This window comes from Cytobacillus sp. FSL M8-0252, from assembly GCF_038007345.1.
Taxonomy (GTDB): Bacteria; Bacillota; Bacilli; order Bacillales; family Cytobacillaceae; genus Cytobacillus; species Cytobacillus kochii.
This window is the reverse complement of sequence record NZ_JBBOWZ010000001.1, coordinates 1,738,858-1,753,059: the sequence shown is the minus strand read 5'-3', so window position 1 is coordinate 1,753,059 and position 14,202 is coordinate 1,738,858. Positions and strand designations below refer to the sequence as shown.

Annotated in this window: 14 protein-coding genes and 1 other annotated feature; of the genes, 2 read left to right on the top strand and 12 right to left on the bottom strand. The window is 35.9% G+C overall.

Annotated elements, in window-relative coordinates:
* The first annotated feature begins 77 nt into the window (after positions 1 to 77).
* Positions 78 to 276 (top strand) — a binding site (T-box leader).
* A gap of 61 nt (positions 277 to 337) precedes the next feature.
* Positions 338 to 1,357, top strand: coding sequence for a tryptophan--tRNA ligase (gene trpS / locus MKX83_RS09025; protein WP_341055134.1), 1,020 nt, complete (start codon positions 338 to 340; stop codon positions 1,355 to 1,357).
* A gap of 15 nt (positions 1,358 to 1,372) precedes the next feature.
* On the opposite strand, the gene MKX83_RS09020 is transcribed toward trpS, so the two are convergent.
* From MKX83_RS09020 to MKX83_RS08980, 9 genes are all read right to left on the bottom strand, one after another.
* Entirely contained in the window at positions 1,373 to 2,119 is a 747-nt protein-coding gene (locus MKX83_RS09020; protein ID WP_095369805.1) for a YjbA family protein, read from the bottom strand.
* A gap of 355 nt (positions 2,120 to 2,474) precedes the next feature.
* Positions 2,475 to 3,386: an oligopeptide ABC transporter permease gene (gene opp4C, locus MKX83_RS09015; RefSeq protein WP_095369806.1), complete on the bottom strand. Its 912-nt coding sequence runs from the start codon at positions 3,384 to 3,386 to the stop codon at positions 2,475 to 2,477.
* A 9-nt stretch (positions 3,387 to 3,395) separates the two neighbouring features.
* A complete protein-coding gene (gene opp4B, locus MKX83_RS09010; RefSeq protein WP_095369807.1) occupies positions 3,396 to 4,361 on the bottom strand; it encodes an oligopeptide ABC transporter permease in 966 nt (321 codons plus the stop codon).
* Positions 4,362 to 4,401: 40 nt separating this feature from the next.
* On the bottom strand, positions 4,402 to 6,123 hold the full coding sequence (gene opp4A / locus MKX83_RS09005; RefSeq protein WP_341055132.1) for an oligopeptide ABC transporter substrate-binding protein: 1,722 nt from the start codon (positions 6,121 to 6,123) through the stop codon (positions 4,402 to 4,404).
* A 22-nt stretch (positions 6,124 to 6,145) separates the two neighbouring features.
* Positions 6,146 to 7,135 carry an ABC transporter ATP-binding protein gene (locus tag MKX83_RS09000; RefSeq protein WP_341055130.1) on the bottom strand — a complete coding sequence of 330 codons (990 nt, stop codon included), beginning with the start codon at positions 7,133 to 7,135 and terminating at the stop codon, positions 6,146 to 6,148.
* A complete protein-coding gene (locus tag MKX83_RS08995) occupies positions 7,125 to 8,159 on the bottom strand; it encodes an ABC transporter ATP-binding protein (protein ID WP_191814890.1) in 1,035 nt (344 codons plus the stop codon). The genes MKX83_RS09000 and MKX83_RS08995 overlap by 11 nt, the downstream gene beginning before the upstream one ends.
* 258 nt (positions 8,160 to 8,417) lie before the next feature.
* Positions 8,418 to 9,200, bottom strand: coding sequence for a DUF2268 domain-containing protein (locus MKX83_RS08990; protein WP_191814889.1), 783 nt, complete (start codon positions 9,198 to 9,200; stop codon positions 8,418 to 8,420).
* Positions 9,201 to 9,339: 139 nt separating this feature from the next.
* Positions 9,340 to 10,578, bottom strand: coding sequence for a beta-ketoacyl-ACP synthase II (gene fabF, locus MKX83_RS08985; protein ID WP_341055128.1), 1,239 nt, complete (start codon positions 10,576 to 10,578; stop codon positions 9,340 to 9,342).
* A 46-nt stretch (positions 10,579 to 10,624) separates the two neighbouring features.
* The gene (locus MKX83_RS08980; protein WP_095369813.1) at positions 10,625 to 11,557 is read right to left on the bottom strand and encodes a beta-ketoacyl-ACP synthase III; all 933 of its coding nucleotides are present in this window, start codon (positions 11,555 to 11,557) and stop codon (positions 10,625 to 10,627) included.
* 238 nt (positions 11,558 to 11,795) lie between these two features.
* On the opposite strand from MKX83_RS08980, the gene MKX83_RS08975 reads away from it, so the two are divergent.
* Positions 11,796 to 12,050, top strand: a complete 255-nt coding sequence (locus tag MKX83_RS08975; RefSeq protein WP_095369814.1) for a hypothetical protein — start codon at positions 11,796 to 11,798, stop codon at positions 12,048 to 12,050.
* 28 nt (positions 12,051 to 12,078) lie between these two features.
* Here the strand turns inward: MKX83_RS08975 and MKX83_RS08970 are convergent, their stop codons facing one another.
* The 3 genes from MKX83_RS08970 to MKX83_RS08960 all read right to left on the bottom strand — a co-directional run bounded on the left by MKX83_RS08970 (position 12,079) and on the right by MKX83_RS08960 (position 14,130).
* Positions 12,079 to 12,270, bottom strand: a complete 192-nt coding sequence (locus MKX83_RS08970; RefSeq protein WP_191814887.1) for a ComZ family protein — start codon at positions 12,268 to 12,270, stop codon at positions 12,079 to 12,081.
* A gap of 12 nt (positions 12,271 to 12,282) precedes the next feature.
* Positions 12,283 to 13,248, bottom strand: coding sequence for a BMP family ABC transporter substrate-binding protein (locus MKX83_RS08965; protein WP_341055126.1), 966 nt, complete (start codon positions 13,246 to 13,248; stop codon positions 12,283 to 12,285).
* 120 nt (positions 13,249 to 13,368) lie between these two features.
* Complete coding sequence (locus MKX83_RS08960) at positions 13,369 to 14,130, bottom strand: hypothetical protein (RefSeq protein WP_341055124.1); 762 nt, start codon at positions 14,128 to 14,130, stop codon at positions 13,369 to 13,371.
* Between the last annotated feature and the right edge of the window lie 72 nt (positions 14,131 to 14,202).

The window sequence follows — 14,202 nt, the reverse complement described above, 5'->3', positions numbered from 1 at the left end:
AAAAATTTTTTTTGCTGTTATAACGCTCACTTGATTTACTTCTACATATATTATATTATGATTACAAATAAATAATACAAATTGCTGTGAGAAAAGAGTAGTACATTTAAGATGGTTTTAAGAGAGCTTATGGTAGGTGAGAATAAGCAACCTATTAAATCGAATGGACTTTTTGAGCATGAATATATCGATTCACGTTAGACTAACGTTATCTGTCTTTAAGAGATTCACATATGTGAATAATTAGGGTGGCACCGCGGACCATTCGTCCCTAGATTTTTTAGGGATGAGTGGTCTTTTTATATGTTCATTTCTCATAGCAAATAGGAGGATTATGATGAAAAAAACACTCTTTTCTGGTATTCAACCCAGTGGAACAATAACAATTGGTAACTATATCGGGGCATTAAGACAGTTTGTTGAGCTGCAAAATGAGTATGATTGCTACTTTTGTATCGTCGATCAACATGCTATCACTGTTCCACAGGATCGCTTACAACTAAGAAACAATATCCGTAGCCTAGCAGCACTTTATGTTGCGGTAGGCTTAGATCCTAATAAGGCAACTCTATTCGTTCAATCCGAAGTACCTGCACATGCACAAGCCGCATGGATGTTACAATGTATTTCTTATATCGGTGAGTTAGAAAGAATGACGCAGTTTAAAGATAAATCTGCTGGTAAAGAAGCTGTCTCAGCAGGCTTATTAACCTACCCACCACTAATGGCTGGAGATATCCTATTATATGGTACAGATATTGTCCCGGTTGGAGAAGATCAGAAACAGCATTTAGAATTAACAAGAGACTTAGCAGAAAGATTCAACAAAAAATACAATGACATCTTTACGATTCCAGAAGTAAGCATTCCAAAAGTGGGCGCACGAATCATGTCACTTCAAGATCCAACGAAAAAAATGAGTAAATCTGACCCTAATAAAAAAGGATTTATCTCTATTTTGGATGAACCGAAACAAATTGAGAAGAAAATTAAAAGCGCTGTAACAGATTCTGATGGCATCGTTGCTTTTGACAAAGAGAATAAACCTGGCGTTTCAAATTTATTAACGATTTACTCGATATTCTCAGGTGAATCAATTGAAAATATTGTGAATAAATATGAAGGAAAAGGGTACGGTGATTTTAAAGGGGATTTAGCTACAGTAATTATTAGCCACTTAAAACCTATTCAAGATAAATATCATCATCTCATGGAATCAGCAGAATTAGATGAGATATTAGATGCAGGAGCAGAAAATGCCAATAAAGTTGCAGGTAAAATGGTTAAAAAGATGGAAAACGCTATGGGATTAGGAAGAAAAAGGAAACAAAAAAAAGGGACGTTCAAATTAAATTGAGCGTCCCTTTTTGATTTAATTTACCTTTGAACCATTTTCCATTTCCCATAACTTTTCAAAAAAAGGTTGTCCTTTAATGATATTCTCACAAAATCTTTCATGTTTCTTAGACCAACCTATCTTACTGTCTTCATATAAATTCATCCATGCATCATGGAAACCCATTGATTGAATACTTTTATACTCTTCAGGCATCCATTCTGTAAACCAATAGCGAATTTCCGCTTCATTTTCTGAACTATGAAGTTGATCTAGTGCCATAAACATTAATTGTTTGAGCTGCCTTTCCTTCCTTGTCAGGCCTTTCATTAATTCTGGATCTGGAGAAAGAATGTGAAAACTTTTTAGACTCGGCTTTTGTTCAAAAGTATATTCCATTTCATCGTGATTAGAAATCATTTCATATGTAAGTTGTTCTTGTCTTGGTATCAATCTACTCTTTCGAATTGGAATATGATACCCTATTGTATCAACGGCCATAATGCTTGTCCCATCAGTAATGACAAAACAATAATCCAATTGCACTCTTTCATGATTTTTTCTTAAATACGCTTTTTGATACACGTCATTCAATAGCTGTTGTGGTAATTCAGATAAATCATTTTCAATATAATGAAATAGTGCTGGTGTGATCCTTAGTAATGGTACTTGATCCAATAATTCAACTGCATCATCTTTTCGCCATTCATGAAATTGACAAACATTGTAACCATTCTCTTCCCCTTCAAACCAGTTCACCCAAACATCATGAAGATATAACATTTCCTAACCCCCACTCGCATGATTATTTGTCAATAAGTATGGGCAAACAACTCTGTTTTTATTCCTTTCTTTTACAATCTAATCCATTATTATTCTTTTTTTACCTTTGATTAGAAAGCAATTTGTACTTTATATTGAAATATACTTGCTATATATAGCGTATTTAATATGGAATTAAATGTTATAATATTCATTTATTATTCACTAAAATAAATATTAATATAATTTAGAATAAATAGTAAATAATTAAATCCCCACTCATTACAAAGCATATAACCGTTTTCTCCCCAAAAAAAAGAATGCAATTACCTTAAAAGGTCAATTGCATTCTTTTTCAGACTTACCAGCTAGGCCTTTACCTTCTAGATTTAGGGTTAAGAGCGTCTTTTAAGCCTTCTCCGATGAAATTTATTGCTAGTATGGTGATTGTAATAGCTGCAGCGGGCGGTACCCACATCCACGTTTTATTTCTTAATACGTCAGAATCACGGGCTTCAAATAACATATTACCCCAACTAGGTATATTTGCTGGAACACCAGAACCTAAAAAGCTTAAACCTGCTTCAGCAACAATTGTTACTGCTAACATTAATGTAGCCTGGACAATAATTGTTGAGGCTATATTCGGTAATATATGTTTAATAATAATCTTTATCGGCCTCGTACCAATTGATTTTGCTGCTAAAACATACTCATTCTCTTTTTCCGAAAGAAAACGGCTTCGGACAATTCTGGCAACTCCTCCCCAGCTAAGGAAACTGATGACCAAGATCAATGTCCATACTCCTGATACTTTCCCTACTAATATCGTATTTAATACAATAACAAATATTAAAAATGGAAAATTCAAAACAAAATCTGTAATACGCATGAATATTTGATCAATCTTTCCACCATTATATCCAGCAATAGCTCCGACAATTGTACCAATAGATATAATTAGTACCATACAAGACAAGCCAATTAACAACGATGTCCTAGCTCCATAAACCATTCTGGTGAATACATCCCTACCATTTGTATCTGTGCCAAACCAGTGCTCTGCTGAAGGTTCCAGGTTCATTGACATAAAATTAATTCTAGAGATATCTTGTGTGGTGAATATTGGTCCAAAAATAGCGAGCAAGACAAACGCAGTAAATATAATTAAACTCGTCATTGCTATCTTGTTTTTGAGAAATTTATTGCGGGCAATTTTCCATGGAGATAGTTGTTTTTGGTTTGATTTTACTATTACTTGATTTGTATTTAAAGAAGCTTTCACCATAATTGCCCCCTATCCTAACCTAATCCTAGGATCAACTATACCGTAGAGTAAATCCGCAATTAAGTTACCTATTAATGTTAAAAATGAAAGCAGCATGGTAATTGTCATCAACACCGCATAATCTCTTCTATTAACAGACTCAAGGAACAATAGACCGATTCCTGGATAAGTAAAAATTGTTTCAGTAATAACCGCTCCACCTATTAATGTAGCTATATCAAACCCTAAAAATGTAATTAATGGAATCATTGAGTTTCTTAAAATATGTTTATTATAAATGGATGATTCACTGGTTCCCTTTGCTCTTGCTGTTCGGACATAATCTTTTCTACTGTTCTCAATAACATCATTTCTTAAGAATTGCGTATAAGATGCTGTTCCCATTAAACCTAGAATCAATGCAGGTAATAGCACATGATGCATTCGACTCACATAGTATTCCCATGTGCCTGGCTGTAACCCTACCTCTACTGAACCGGCAAAAGGAAACCAACCTAATTGAAAAGAGAAAAAATAAATCGCTATAATTCCAGCAACGAAAGATGGAATCGCTAAACCTACATAGTTGTATCCTGCTATAAGATTGTCTCCTAAGGTGTATGGCTTTCTACCAGCATACATCCCCATAGCAAAGGCAAAGATATATGTAATTATCAGTGCAATAATTGCGAGAAAAATCGTATTTGGCATTCGGTCAATGATTAAATCGTATACAGGCATTTTATGCGCTGTTGAGTTACCAAAATCTCCTTGAACGAAATTAGTAATCCATCTCCAGTATTGAATATGTATAGGGTCATTATAGCCCAACTTTTCTCTCATATCTTCAATATATTCGGGATTCGTATTTGATGGATCAATTTCCCCCCCAAAAGGGTCCCCTGGCATAAACTTCGCCAGGGAGAAAACCACAACAGAGGTAAGGAATAGTAACGGTATCATACCTAATATTCTTCGAAGTGAATATTGCAGCATGTTCCATTTCCCCTTATCATTTAAAAGTTCGCTTGTCTAATTATTCAGTTACATACCATTCATGTGTATTGGTTTGGTAACCTACAGCATTAATATGAACCCCTTGTAGACGCTTATTAATACCATAAAGGTCTAGGTTCTCCCATAACGGAATACCTGGAAGCTCATCATTGAAAAGTTTTTGCCATTCAACATAGACTTCTTTACGATACTCTTTATCGAATGCTTTCTCGCTTAGACCTTCGTCTAATAATCTTTGATTATCTTCATTTACCCAACGTCCATAGTTCCACTCCGCATTATTTGCCCATAGGCCAGATGGATCCGGATCAGAACCAGTGCTCCATGAACCAAAAAATGCTTCTAACGCTTCATCATCTTTATCTTTCATATCATTGTATAAGTTAAATTCGACTAATGATCCAGTCGCTAATTCCGTTTTTACGCCAATATCATTCCATGATTGGATGATTGCTTGAGAACGACCTTCAAATGTTGCATTCCCAGCATAATGACCAAATGAAATTGAGAATGGCTCTCCTTCAGGATCTTCTACAAAACCATCTCCATCAACGTCTTTATAGCCGGCCTCAGCTAGTAGCTCTTTCGCTTTTTCTGGATCATACTCATATTGATTTAATTCTGACTCCTCAGCTGCAATCCAGAAAGTTGAAGGAATAACTGTGTTAGATACTGTACCTTTACCTGATAAGAACGCATCAATCATCGCTTGACGATCAAGAGCATGAATTAAGGCATGGCGTAATTCTTTGCTTTTAAATTTGTCAAAATCATCAACATTTGTACGTGTTTCTTGATCACGGTGACCAAACCTTAAACCGATATAAGAATACCCTACACCATTTGTTTCTTCAACTGTGATATGTTCCATCGTTTCAAGTTCTTCTACTTGTGCAGGAGCAACGCCCATAATGTCAACTTCACCATTCTGCAGGGCACCATTTGCTACTGCCGGATCAATCACTTTAACTACTACTCCATCAAGTTTTGGTTCACCTTTATAGTAATCTGCAAACTTCTCTAACTCTACATATTCACCAGCTTTAACAGACTTAACTTTAAATGCTCCTAGACCTACTGGTGTTTGTCTAACCTGTTCTGATTCACCAAGCTCTGCTATAGCCACTCCCTCATAATGCTTTTTAGGCATTGGATAAGACCAAAGATTTTCAAGATTATTGATTTTTACAGATTCAAATGTAATTGCAATCGTATATTTGTCAACTAACTCAATTCCTTCAATTGTCTCCGCTTTTCCATCCTTTTTTTCTTTAGCCCCTTTAATACCTTCTACATAATTAAAACGTGGGCCAGTATATTCAGGATCAGCCATTGTTTCCAATGCAAATTGGTAGTCTTCTGCTGTTAGCTCCTCACCATTATGCCATTTTACGCCCTCTTTAAATTTGAACGTATAAGTGAGCTTATCATCACTAATTTCCCAAGTGGCAAGGTCTGGTTCATATTCTAATTCGTCATTTACTGAATAAATACCATCAGTCATGAAATTCAAGATTTCGGCATCAATCGCACTGCCATAATATGCTGGCTCTAATACACCCTCTGGAGCAGATGTCACTGCTACTGTCACATTTCCACCCTCAACCGGTTCACCAGTGTTAGCTTCTTCTTTATCTCCATCTTTTTCATTCCCACTCGTTTCGTTCCCGCTATTACAAGCTGCTAGAAACATAGAGAATACGAGTAATAACGAAATTAACCAAAAAGATTTCTTTTTCATTGTTCTCCCCCTAAATGATTTTTTAGTTATATAAATGACAAGCTACGTTATGACCAGCCTTCACCTCCTTTAAAGTCGGTTTCACTTCCATGCACTCTTTCATGGCATGTGAACAGCGTGGATGAAACGGGCAACCCGTTGGAGGATTGGCCGGACTTGGTACATCACCTTCTAAGATAATTCTCTGTTTCTTCTTTCTCGGATCCGGCTCAGGTATGGCCGAAATCAAAGCTTGTGTGTATGGGTGAAGTGGTTCTGCAAAAATACTATTCTTATCAGTTACTTCAACAATTCCACCTAAATACATCACAGCAATTCGATCACTCATATGCTTAACAACACTCAAATCATGTGCAATAAATAAAAATGTTAATTGAAATTCATTTTGCAGTTCCTTTAAGAGATTCAATACTTGGGACTGTACAGATACATCAAGTGCTGATACAGGTTCATCCGCAATAATTAGCTTTGGACGTAGTGCTAATGCTCGCGCAATACCAATCCTTTGCCTTTGACCACCAGAGAATTCATGAGCATATTTATAATAAGCATCTGACGGAAGTCCGACCTTATTAAGGAGATCCATGACTTCTTCTTTTAATTCTTTCACTGATTTCCCTCTAAAATTAACGAGCGGTTCTGAGACGATGTCCCCAACCATTTGCATTGGATTAAGTGAGGCGTATGGATCTTGGAAAACCATTTGAAAATCTTTGCGAATTGCTCTTAAAGTTTTTCCTTTCAAACTTGAAATATCTTGTCCATCAAAAATAATTTTTCCATCTGTTGGATTCATAAGTTTTAAAAGCGTTCGACCTGTCGTTGATTTGCCGCAACCCGATTCTCCAACAAGTCCAAATGTTTCGCCATTATGTATTTGAAAACTAACTCCGTCTACAGCTTTGACATGTCCTACCGTTCTTTGAAAAAAAACTGCTTTAATCGGGAAATATGTTTTTAAATCTTCTACTTCTAATAACACTTCTCGCTTCTCAGCTGTGTTATTTGACATATGTATTCCTCCCATTAGTCTGATAGCTGTTCTCATATAAAAGACAAGCAGCCTCATGTCCATTTTCAACAAAACCTAATAAAGGTGTGATTTCAGTACATTCAGGCATTCTTTTTGGACAACGATCAGCAAATCTACAACCAACTTCTGGCATATCTTTAAGGGATGGTACTAAGCCGTCAATCGACCCTAATTCTTTCTCTTCTTCATCCAATTTAGGGATCGATTGTAATAATAACTGTGTATAAGGGTGTTTAGGGTTATGAAAAAGTGCATCTACATTTGTTCTTTCAACAATTTTCCCAGCATACATAACAATTACATCGTCACACATTTCAGCAACGACCCCAAGATCATGGGTAATGAGAATTATTGCCATATTATTGATTGATTGAATTTCCCTTAATAAATCTAGTATTTGGGCTTGTACTGTCACATCTAATGCAGTCGTTGGCTCATCAGCTATAAGTAACTTTGGTTGGCAGGCAATCGCAATAGCAATCATTACCCGTTGCCTCATTCCCCCTGAAAGTTGATGGGGATATTCATCAACGATATTCTCTGGCCTTGATATGCCTACTTGTCTTAAAAGATGGATGCTTTTTTCTCGCGCATCCTTTTTCGAAATCTTCTGATGATTAAAGAGAATCTCCTGTAATTGAAAACCAATTGTGAATACAGGGTTAAGTGCCGTCATTGGTTCTTGGAAAATCATTGAGATATCATTACCTCGGATGGTATTCATTTGATTAATGGAGTAATTCTCAATATTCTTACCTTCAAAAACAATTTCACCACCAGTGACTTTTCCTGTTTCCTTCGGTAATAACTGCATAATGGACATAGACATGACACTCTTTCCACAGCCTGATTCTCCCACGACACCAAGAATTTGTTTTTTCTTTACGTCAAAAGATACATTATCTACTGCGTGATAGACCTTTCCGTCTATATCAAAACCTGCTTTTAATTCTTTTACTTGTAAAATTGTGTCCAAGCTAGGACTATCTTCTTTTCCTACCATTTCAACACCTCAATCGTAATATCTTACAGTATTGTAAAATATTTAGTACTAGGATTAATTATCTGTATATTATTACAAATAGATTACGAATACAAGGAATTTTTTCAAAAATCTATCTTTTGATAATATTATAAATAGTATGGAGTGGTCATGAAATAGTTCTTACATCCTGTTACTTGTATGTTAATATAAGGAAAAAATACTATTTTACTTACTTTGACAATTTCCTTATTTCCTTTACATGTTTTCTCACCTACTCTATTCTTTTTCCCACTGAGGCAAAAATAACTTCGAAGGAATAACCATGCTTTCTTTAAGCTTGATTTTCTTTTCATTGTCATACATTGAGACAATTTCATAGCCAATGGAATAGCCAAGCATTTTTGGATATTTCCCCTCACCGAATAGAATTTGGTCATGTAATTCATTGTCTCTCTTTATGTCTATATTGTTTTTTACATATTTATGCCAATAGTATCGTATTCTTTCTCTATCATGTTCTGTGCACCACTTTGAACGATACGATTTTCCACAACTCTTCTCCACTGCCCATTCTGCTAATCCTTCTAATACTATGCTATCCAATAGTGTATACTCAGCCATTTCTTTTTTTAATCTTTTCATTCTGCAGATATGATGGTATTCATGAACAAATAATGCTTCTAACTCTTTCTCATCTTCTAATGGAGCGAGAAATAAAAACATCTTGTCAGGGAATGACAAGCCAGACTTCACATAAGATGTTCTAAAGAATAATCCGCCTTGTGCAATTGGAAATAAGTAAATTGGGACATCTGGCCCTTTCCAGTTTTTTCTATACTTATTTAATAACAATTCAACCTTTTCCCATGTTCTATTTTCTTTTAACTGTTTGAATTGTTCTTTATTCCTTCTATTTGGTGAATACATGCCAAAGGAGGATAAGAATTGGTATAACCTTTGTGGCTCGTTTTCATGGAATGAATCTAACAATGGTTCAATTAACTTTTCTGGATCAGTAAAATGCTGATTTAACCATTCATCTGTTCTAATTACCGGCATATGTTTCTCTCCCATCAAATGTTGTTGTTTATTTTATGGAAGAGACAAATAATCGGTTCAAAAGAAAACCATAAAAATATAAAAAACACGGACAAATTCCGCCATGTAACAAAGCAGAACTTATCCGTGTTTCATTTTATTATTGATATTTTTTGAAGACGATTGTTGCGTTATGACCACCAAAGCCTAATGAGTTACTCATAACAGCTCCAATAGTTTTTTCTCTTGATACATTAGGTACATAATCTAAGTCACAATCTGGATCTTTTGTATTGTAATTAATCGTTGGTGGCAACGTACTATCTCTTAACGCTAAGATAGAGAAAATCGCCTCAACGCCTCCGGCAGCACCTAGAAGGTGACCTGTCATAGATTTGGTTGAACTAATGGCTAAATGATAAGCATGTTCACCAAAAACACTTTTCACTGCAACAGTTTCATATTTATCGTTATAATCTGTGCTCGTACCATGAGCATTAATATAATCGATTTGTTCAGGAGTGAGTCCCGCATCGTCAAGTGCCATTTTCATTGCACGCGCACCGCCTTCCCCCTCTGGTGCAGGTGCGGTAATATGATAGGCATCTCCAGTAGAACCATACCCAACAATTTCAGCATAAATATTGGCACCGCGAGCTAGTGCATGTTCTAATTCTTCAAGAATGAGAATACCTGCACCTTCTCCGATAACAAATCCATCTCTATCTTTATCAAATGGACGACTTGCTGTAGCTGGATCTGGATTGGTAGATAGCGCTGTGTTAGCACAGAATCCTGCAACAGACATTCTCGTAATTGGTGCTTCTGCTCCTCCTGTTACCATGACATCAGCATCACCACGCTGAATGACTTTAAAAGCATCACCGATTGAATTCGTTCCAGTTGCACAAGCGGTTACTGTACAAGAATTCACTCCCTTTGCACCTAATGTGATTGATACTTGCCCTGCAGCCATATCCGGTATCATCATTGGTACAAAGAATGGACTCACTCGGCGGTAGCCTCTGTTTAAAAAGGTTTCAAATTGATTCTCGAATGTTTCCATTCCACCGATTCCTGATCCTACCCAAACGCCAACACGATGCGCGTTTTCATCATTTATCGTCAAATTAGCATCTTTCACTGCCATGATTGAAGAAGCCACTGCATAATGAGTAAAGCGATCCATCTTTCTTGCATCTTTCTTCTCTAAATACTCATGAATATTAAAATCCTTCACTTCCGCAGCTACTTTAGCAGGATATTCATCAGCATTTAATCTTGTTAGCGGTCCTACTCCAGATTTTCCAGCTTTAATATTACTCCACGACTGTTCTACATTATTTCCAACCGGTGTTACTGCTCCAAGTCCTGTTACAACGACACGTTTTTTTTCCACTATTATGTCACTCCTTTTATATCAATAAAACCTATTATATTTATACTTATTTTCCCCATTTTAAAGCGATGGCTCCCCATGTTAATCCGCCACCAAATCCGACCATTACGATAATATCATCATCTTTAATTTTCCCAGCTTCTATCTCCTCAATCATAGCAATTGGTATAGAAGATGCTGATGTATTACCATATTTATCAATTGTTTTTGACATTTTTTCAATTGGTAACTCTAAACGTTGTCTAGAAGCTTCCATGATACGAATATTTGCTTGATGAGGGATAAGAAAATCTACATCCTCTTTTGTTAAACCTGCTTTTTCTAATACATTAATACAACTTTCACCCATTTGTCTAACAGCAAACTTATAAACTTCTCTACCATTCATCACAATGTACTTATCTTGATAGAGATGCTTCGCTCCACTCCCATCTGCTCCTAGTTCAAATGATAAAATGCCTCTTCCTTCAGATACAGGGGCAATGACAGCAGCACCCGCACCATCTCCAAAAAGGACAGCTGTATTACGATCAGACCAATCGGTTACTTTAGACAGCTTTTCAACGCCTACCACTAGTACATTCTGATACGTTTTCGTTTCAATAAATTGTTTCGCTGTAATCACACCGTACATAAAACCAGCACAAGCTGCACTTACATCCATAGCTGCTGCTTTCTTTGCCCCTAACTTTTCCTGCAATAAACAAGCAACACTTGGAAATGGCTGATCTGGTGTGACAGTTGAGACAATAATTAAATCGATATCTTCAGGAGACAAGTCTGCATCCTGTAATGCTTTTTTTGCAGCAGCGAATGCCATATCAGAAGTATCTGTATCGTCATCGGCAATCCGCCTTTGTTCGATACCTGTTCTCGTGCGGATCCATTCATCTGAAGTATCCATTATTTTTTCTAAATCAGCATTCGTTACTATTTTTTCGGGCAAGTATCTACCTAAGCCAACAATTCCAGCATTCATCTTTCCCACTCCCTTTTTCTTTTCCACTTTGTCGTTATAAGAAATTCAACCTTTTTGTTTACGAGAAATAAAATTTAATATCAATTATTAGTACTTGGTACTAATTTTATCAAATAAGCAGGTATAGTTTCAATATTTTTCTTCATAATTATTATTTTCGTCCAACCTTTTCTTTTATTCACCCATATATTATAAGGAATAACCTATACAATAGAAGATCAAAAGGAGGATTGCTTATATGAGTGAAGAACCGTTTTTTAATCAATTTATGTTTGGTAATAGAGATGCTCGTCAAAGTGAAGATTGGATTCTCGGAAGAAAACATCAGCAGGAGGAGGAAAAATCACCTTCTATTTTGAATACAATCGAACAATTAGATTTAGGGGAATTAATGGTCAATATGTCTCAATTAATGGATTCTGCAGAGGAATTAAAACCACTTTTAAAACATGCTGCTCCAATCGTTGAAGTCTTTATGAATAAAAAAAGCTAACGGCGATCCCACGCCGCTAGCTTTTTTCTTATTCATGCTCTTTTTGTGCATCTGCTTTCCCTAATTCATAAGCTTCATTCATCACTTGTGTAAACATCGTCATAAACGGTTGAATCATTTCCATTGATAAATTTACACCTGACTTTTCTAGTTCCGCTTTTGCTTCAGGTAGATATTTCATCGCGATTTGCATAAATTCCATTGTTTTATCATTTGACATTCTGTGATCCTCCTATGATGGTTCTTTCGGTAAATTACCTGTTTCTTTATATTTTTTTACTGCTGCATTTAATTGTTGAATAAAGGTTGGAGATAATTCTGGACTATACGCACCTAATGAAATGACATCATCTTGAAAGTCAAAAGAAAGGTTCCCAGACTGCAGTTCTCCATTATGAAATTGTTCTGCTACTATTTCATACAAATGGTCAACATGTTGAATTGTACTTGTTAATACTGCTGATTTTCCTAAATGGGATTGGTCAGAAACATAACCAATGGCATATAAACCATGCTCTTTTACTTTTTCAATGACAGGGACATTATATCCATCACCTGCTGGATAAACGACATCTGCTTTTTCTATGACCAACTTGTCCATTAACCCCGCAGCCTTATGGGCATCATCCCAATTTTCAACATAATGTATTTTAACATTTGCTTCATCATTTTGAAAGTTCACACCATCAATAAAACCTTTTACTTCTGGCTGCCATTCAAATGCCGCAATAATACCAACAATATTAGTAGATGTCATCTCACCAGCCACCATACCTCCGAAAAAGCCCATTGCATATCCTTCAAAATTTAAACTTGTCGTATTTTCATTTTGTGCGTCCCCGTTAAAGCTTACAAACTGAATGTCTGGATATTGTGCTGATATTTGATTAAAGTACTCTGCATATTCATTTCCATGTCCAAAAATTAAATTGACCCCTTTTTTTGAAAATTCCTTTACCGCTCTTTCGACAACGAGTTGTGAGTTCATTCCTTCTTTATAATACACATCAATATCATAAGTAGACTGTATCTTGAGTAGGCCTTTATACCCTTTCGTACCCCACACTTGATCATTAATGGTATCCGGCACTAATAAGCCAGCCTTTTGCAGCTGACCCCCAGAAAATACCTGTCCACATGACGATAATAGAAGAAGGCATAGAACCAAACTCCCCCACTTAATTAAAGCTCTCTTCATTTCTATATCTTTCGCCCCTTTATGTTAGTTGATTTTTTCTTTCGAAAAGACCAACTAACATCATTCTAACCTTTTATCCTAGTGATTGAAAAGGTTTTTCCGATGAAAGTACTTTTATATTTATGGGAGAATATCCACATGTCTTTTCTGTTGACTAAGCGCTTTTTCCACCGATAGATGGTTATTAATATGAATTGTTTGAGGTTGGTCTCTTAAACTGTTATCTTCTTTTACAGTATGACTTCCAAGATTAATTTGTAAATAATCTACACATTGCTGCCAATGGTTTTCAATTCCACTGCTAATTATTTTTTCTCCACTCTTATTGTTTGATAAAAAATCATGCAATAAACAGGTGATGGCTTCGTCAATATAAACAGCATCAGCTCGCCATTCCTTTTCACTGACACTTTTATTGTGGTTATTATGCATTAGCTTTTGTTGAAAAAGCATTTCTTCCGGTTGAAACGGTCCATATACTGTTGGTAAGTAATAGATATGAGCATGAGAAAAGGTCTTTTGCACCCATTTTTTTGAATGACCTGTATACAACCATTGAATGGGCAAAGTAATCACACATTTTCGCTTTTCAAAAGAAATTTTATCTAAGATAGGAACTAAAAACCTCTCCATATTTATATCTTTAATATATAAACTGTAACCATCAATAAAAACAGTGGCCTCATCTTCGAGCAAAGTGTTTAAACTATCTATATCCACTTCAGTTAAGTTCGCATTTCTCCCAACGGATAATTGTTTTTCTAAAGCATCATCTGCCTTCAATGAATTGAGCAGTAAAACCTCTGTCCCTTCTTCTAACAGCCCTTTACACGTAGCAAAACCTACAAAACTATAACCATCAATTACAACTGCTTGCTTCATACCCCCAGCCTCCAGTCGTCTGTTTTATTGTATACTATGCGGAATTATCTTTATATATCATCGAAATCTCTC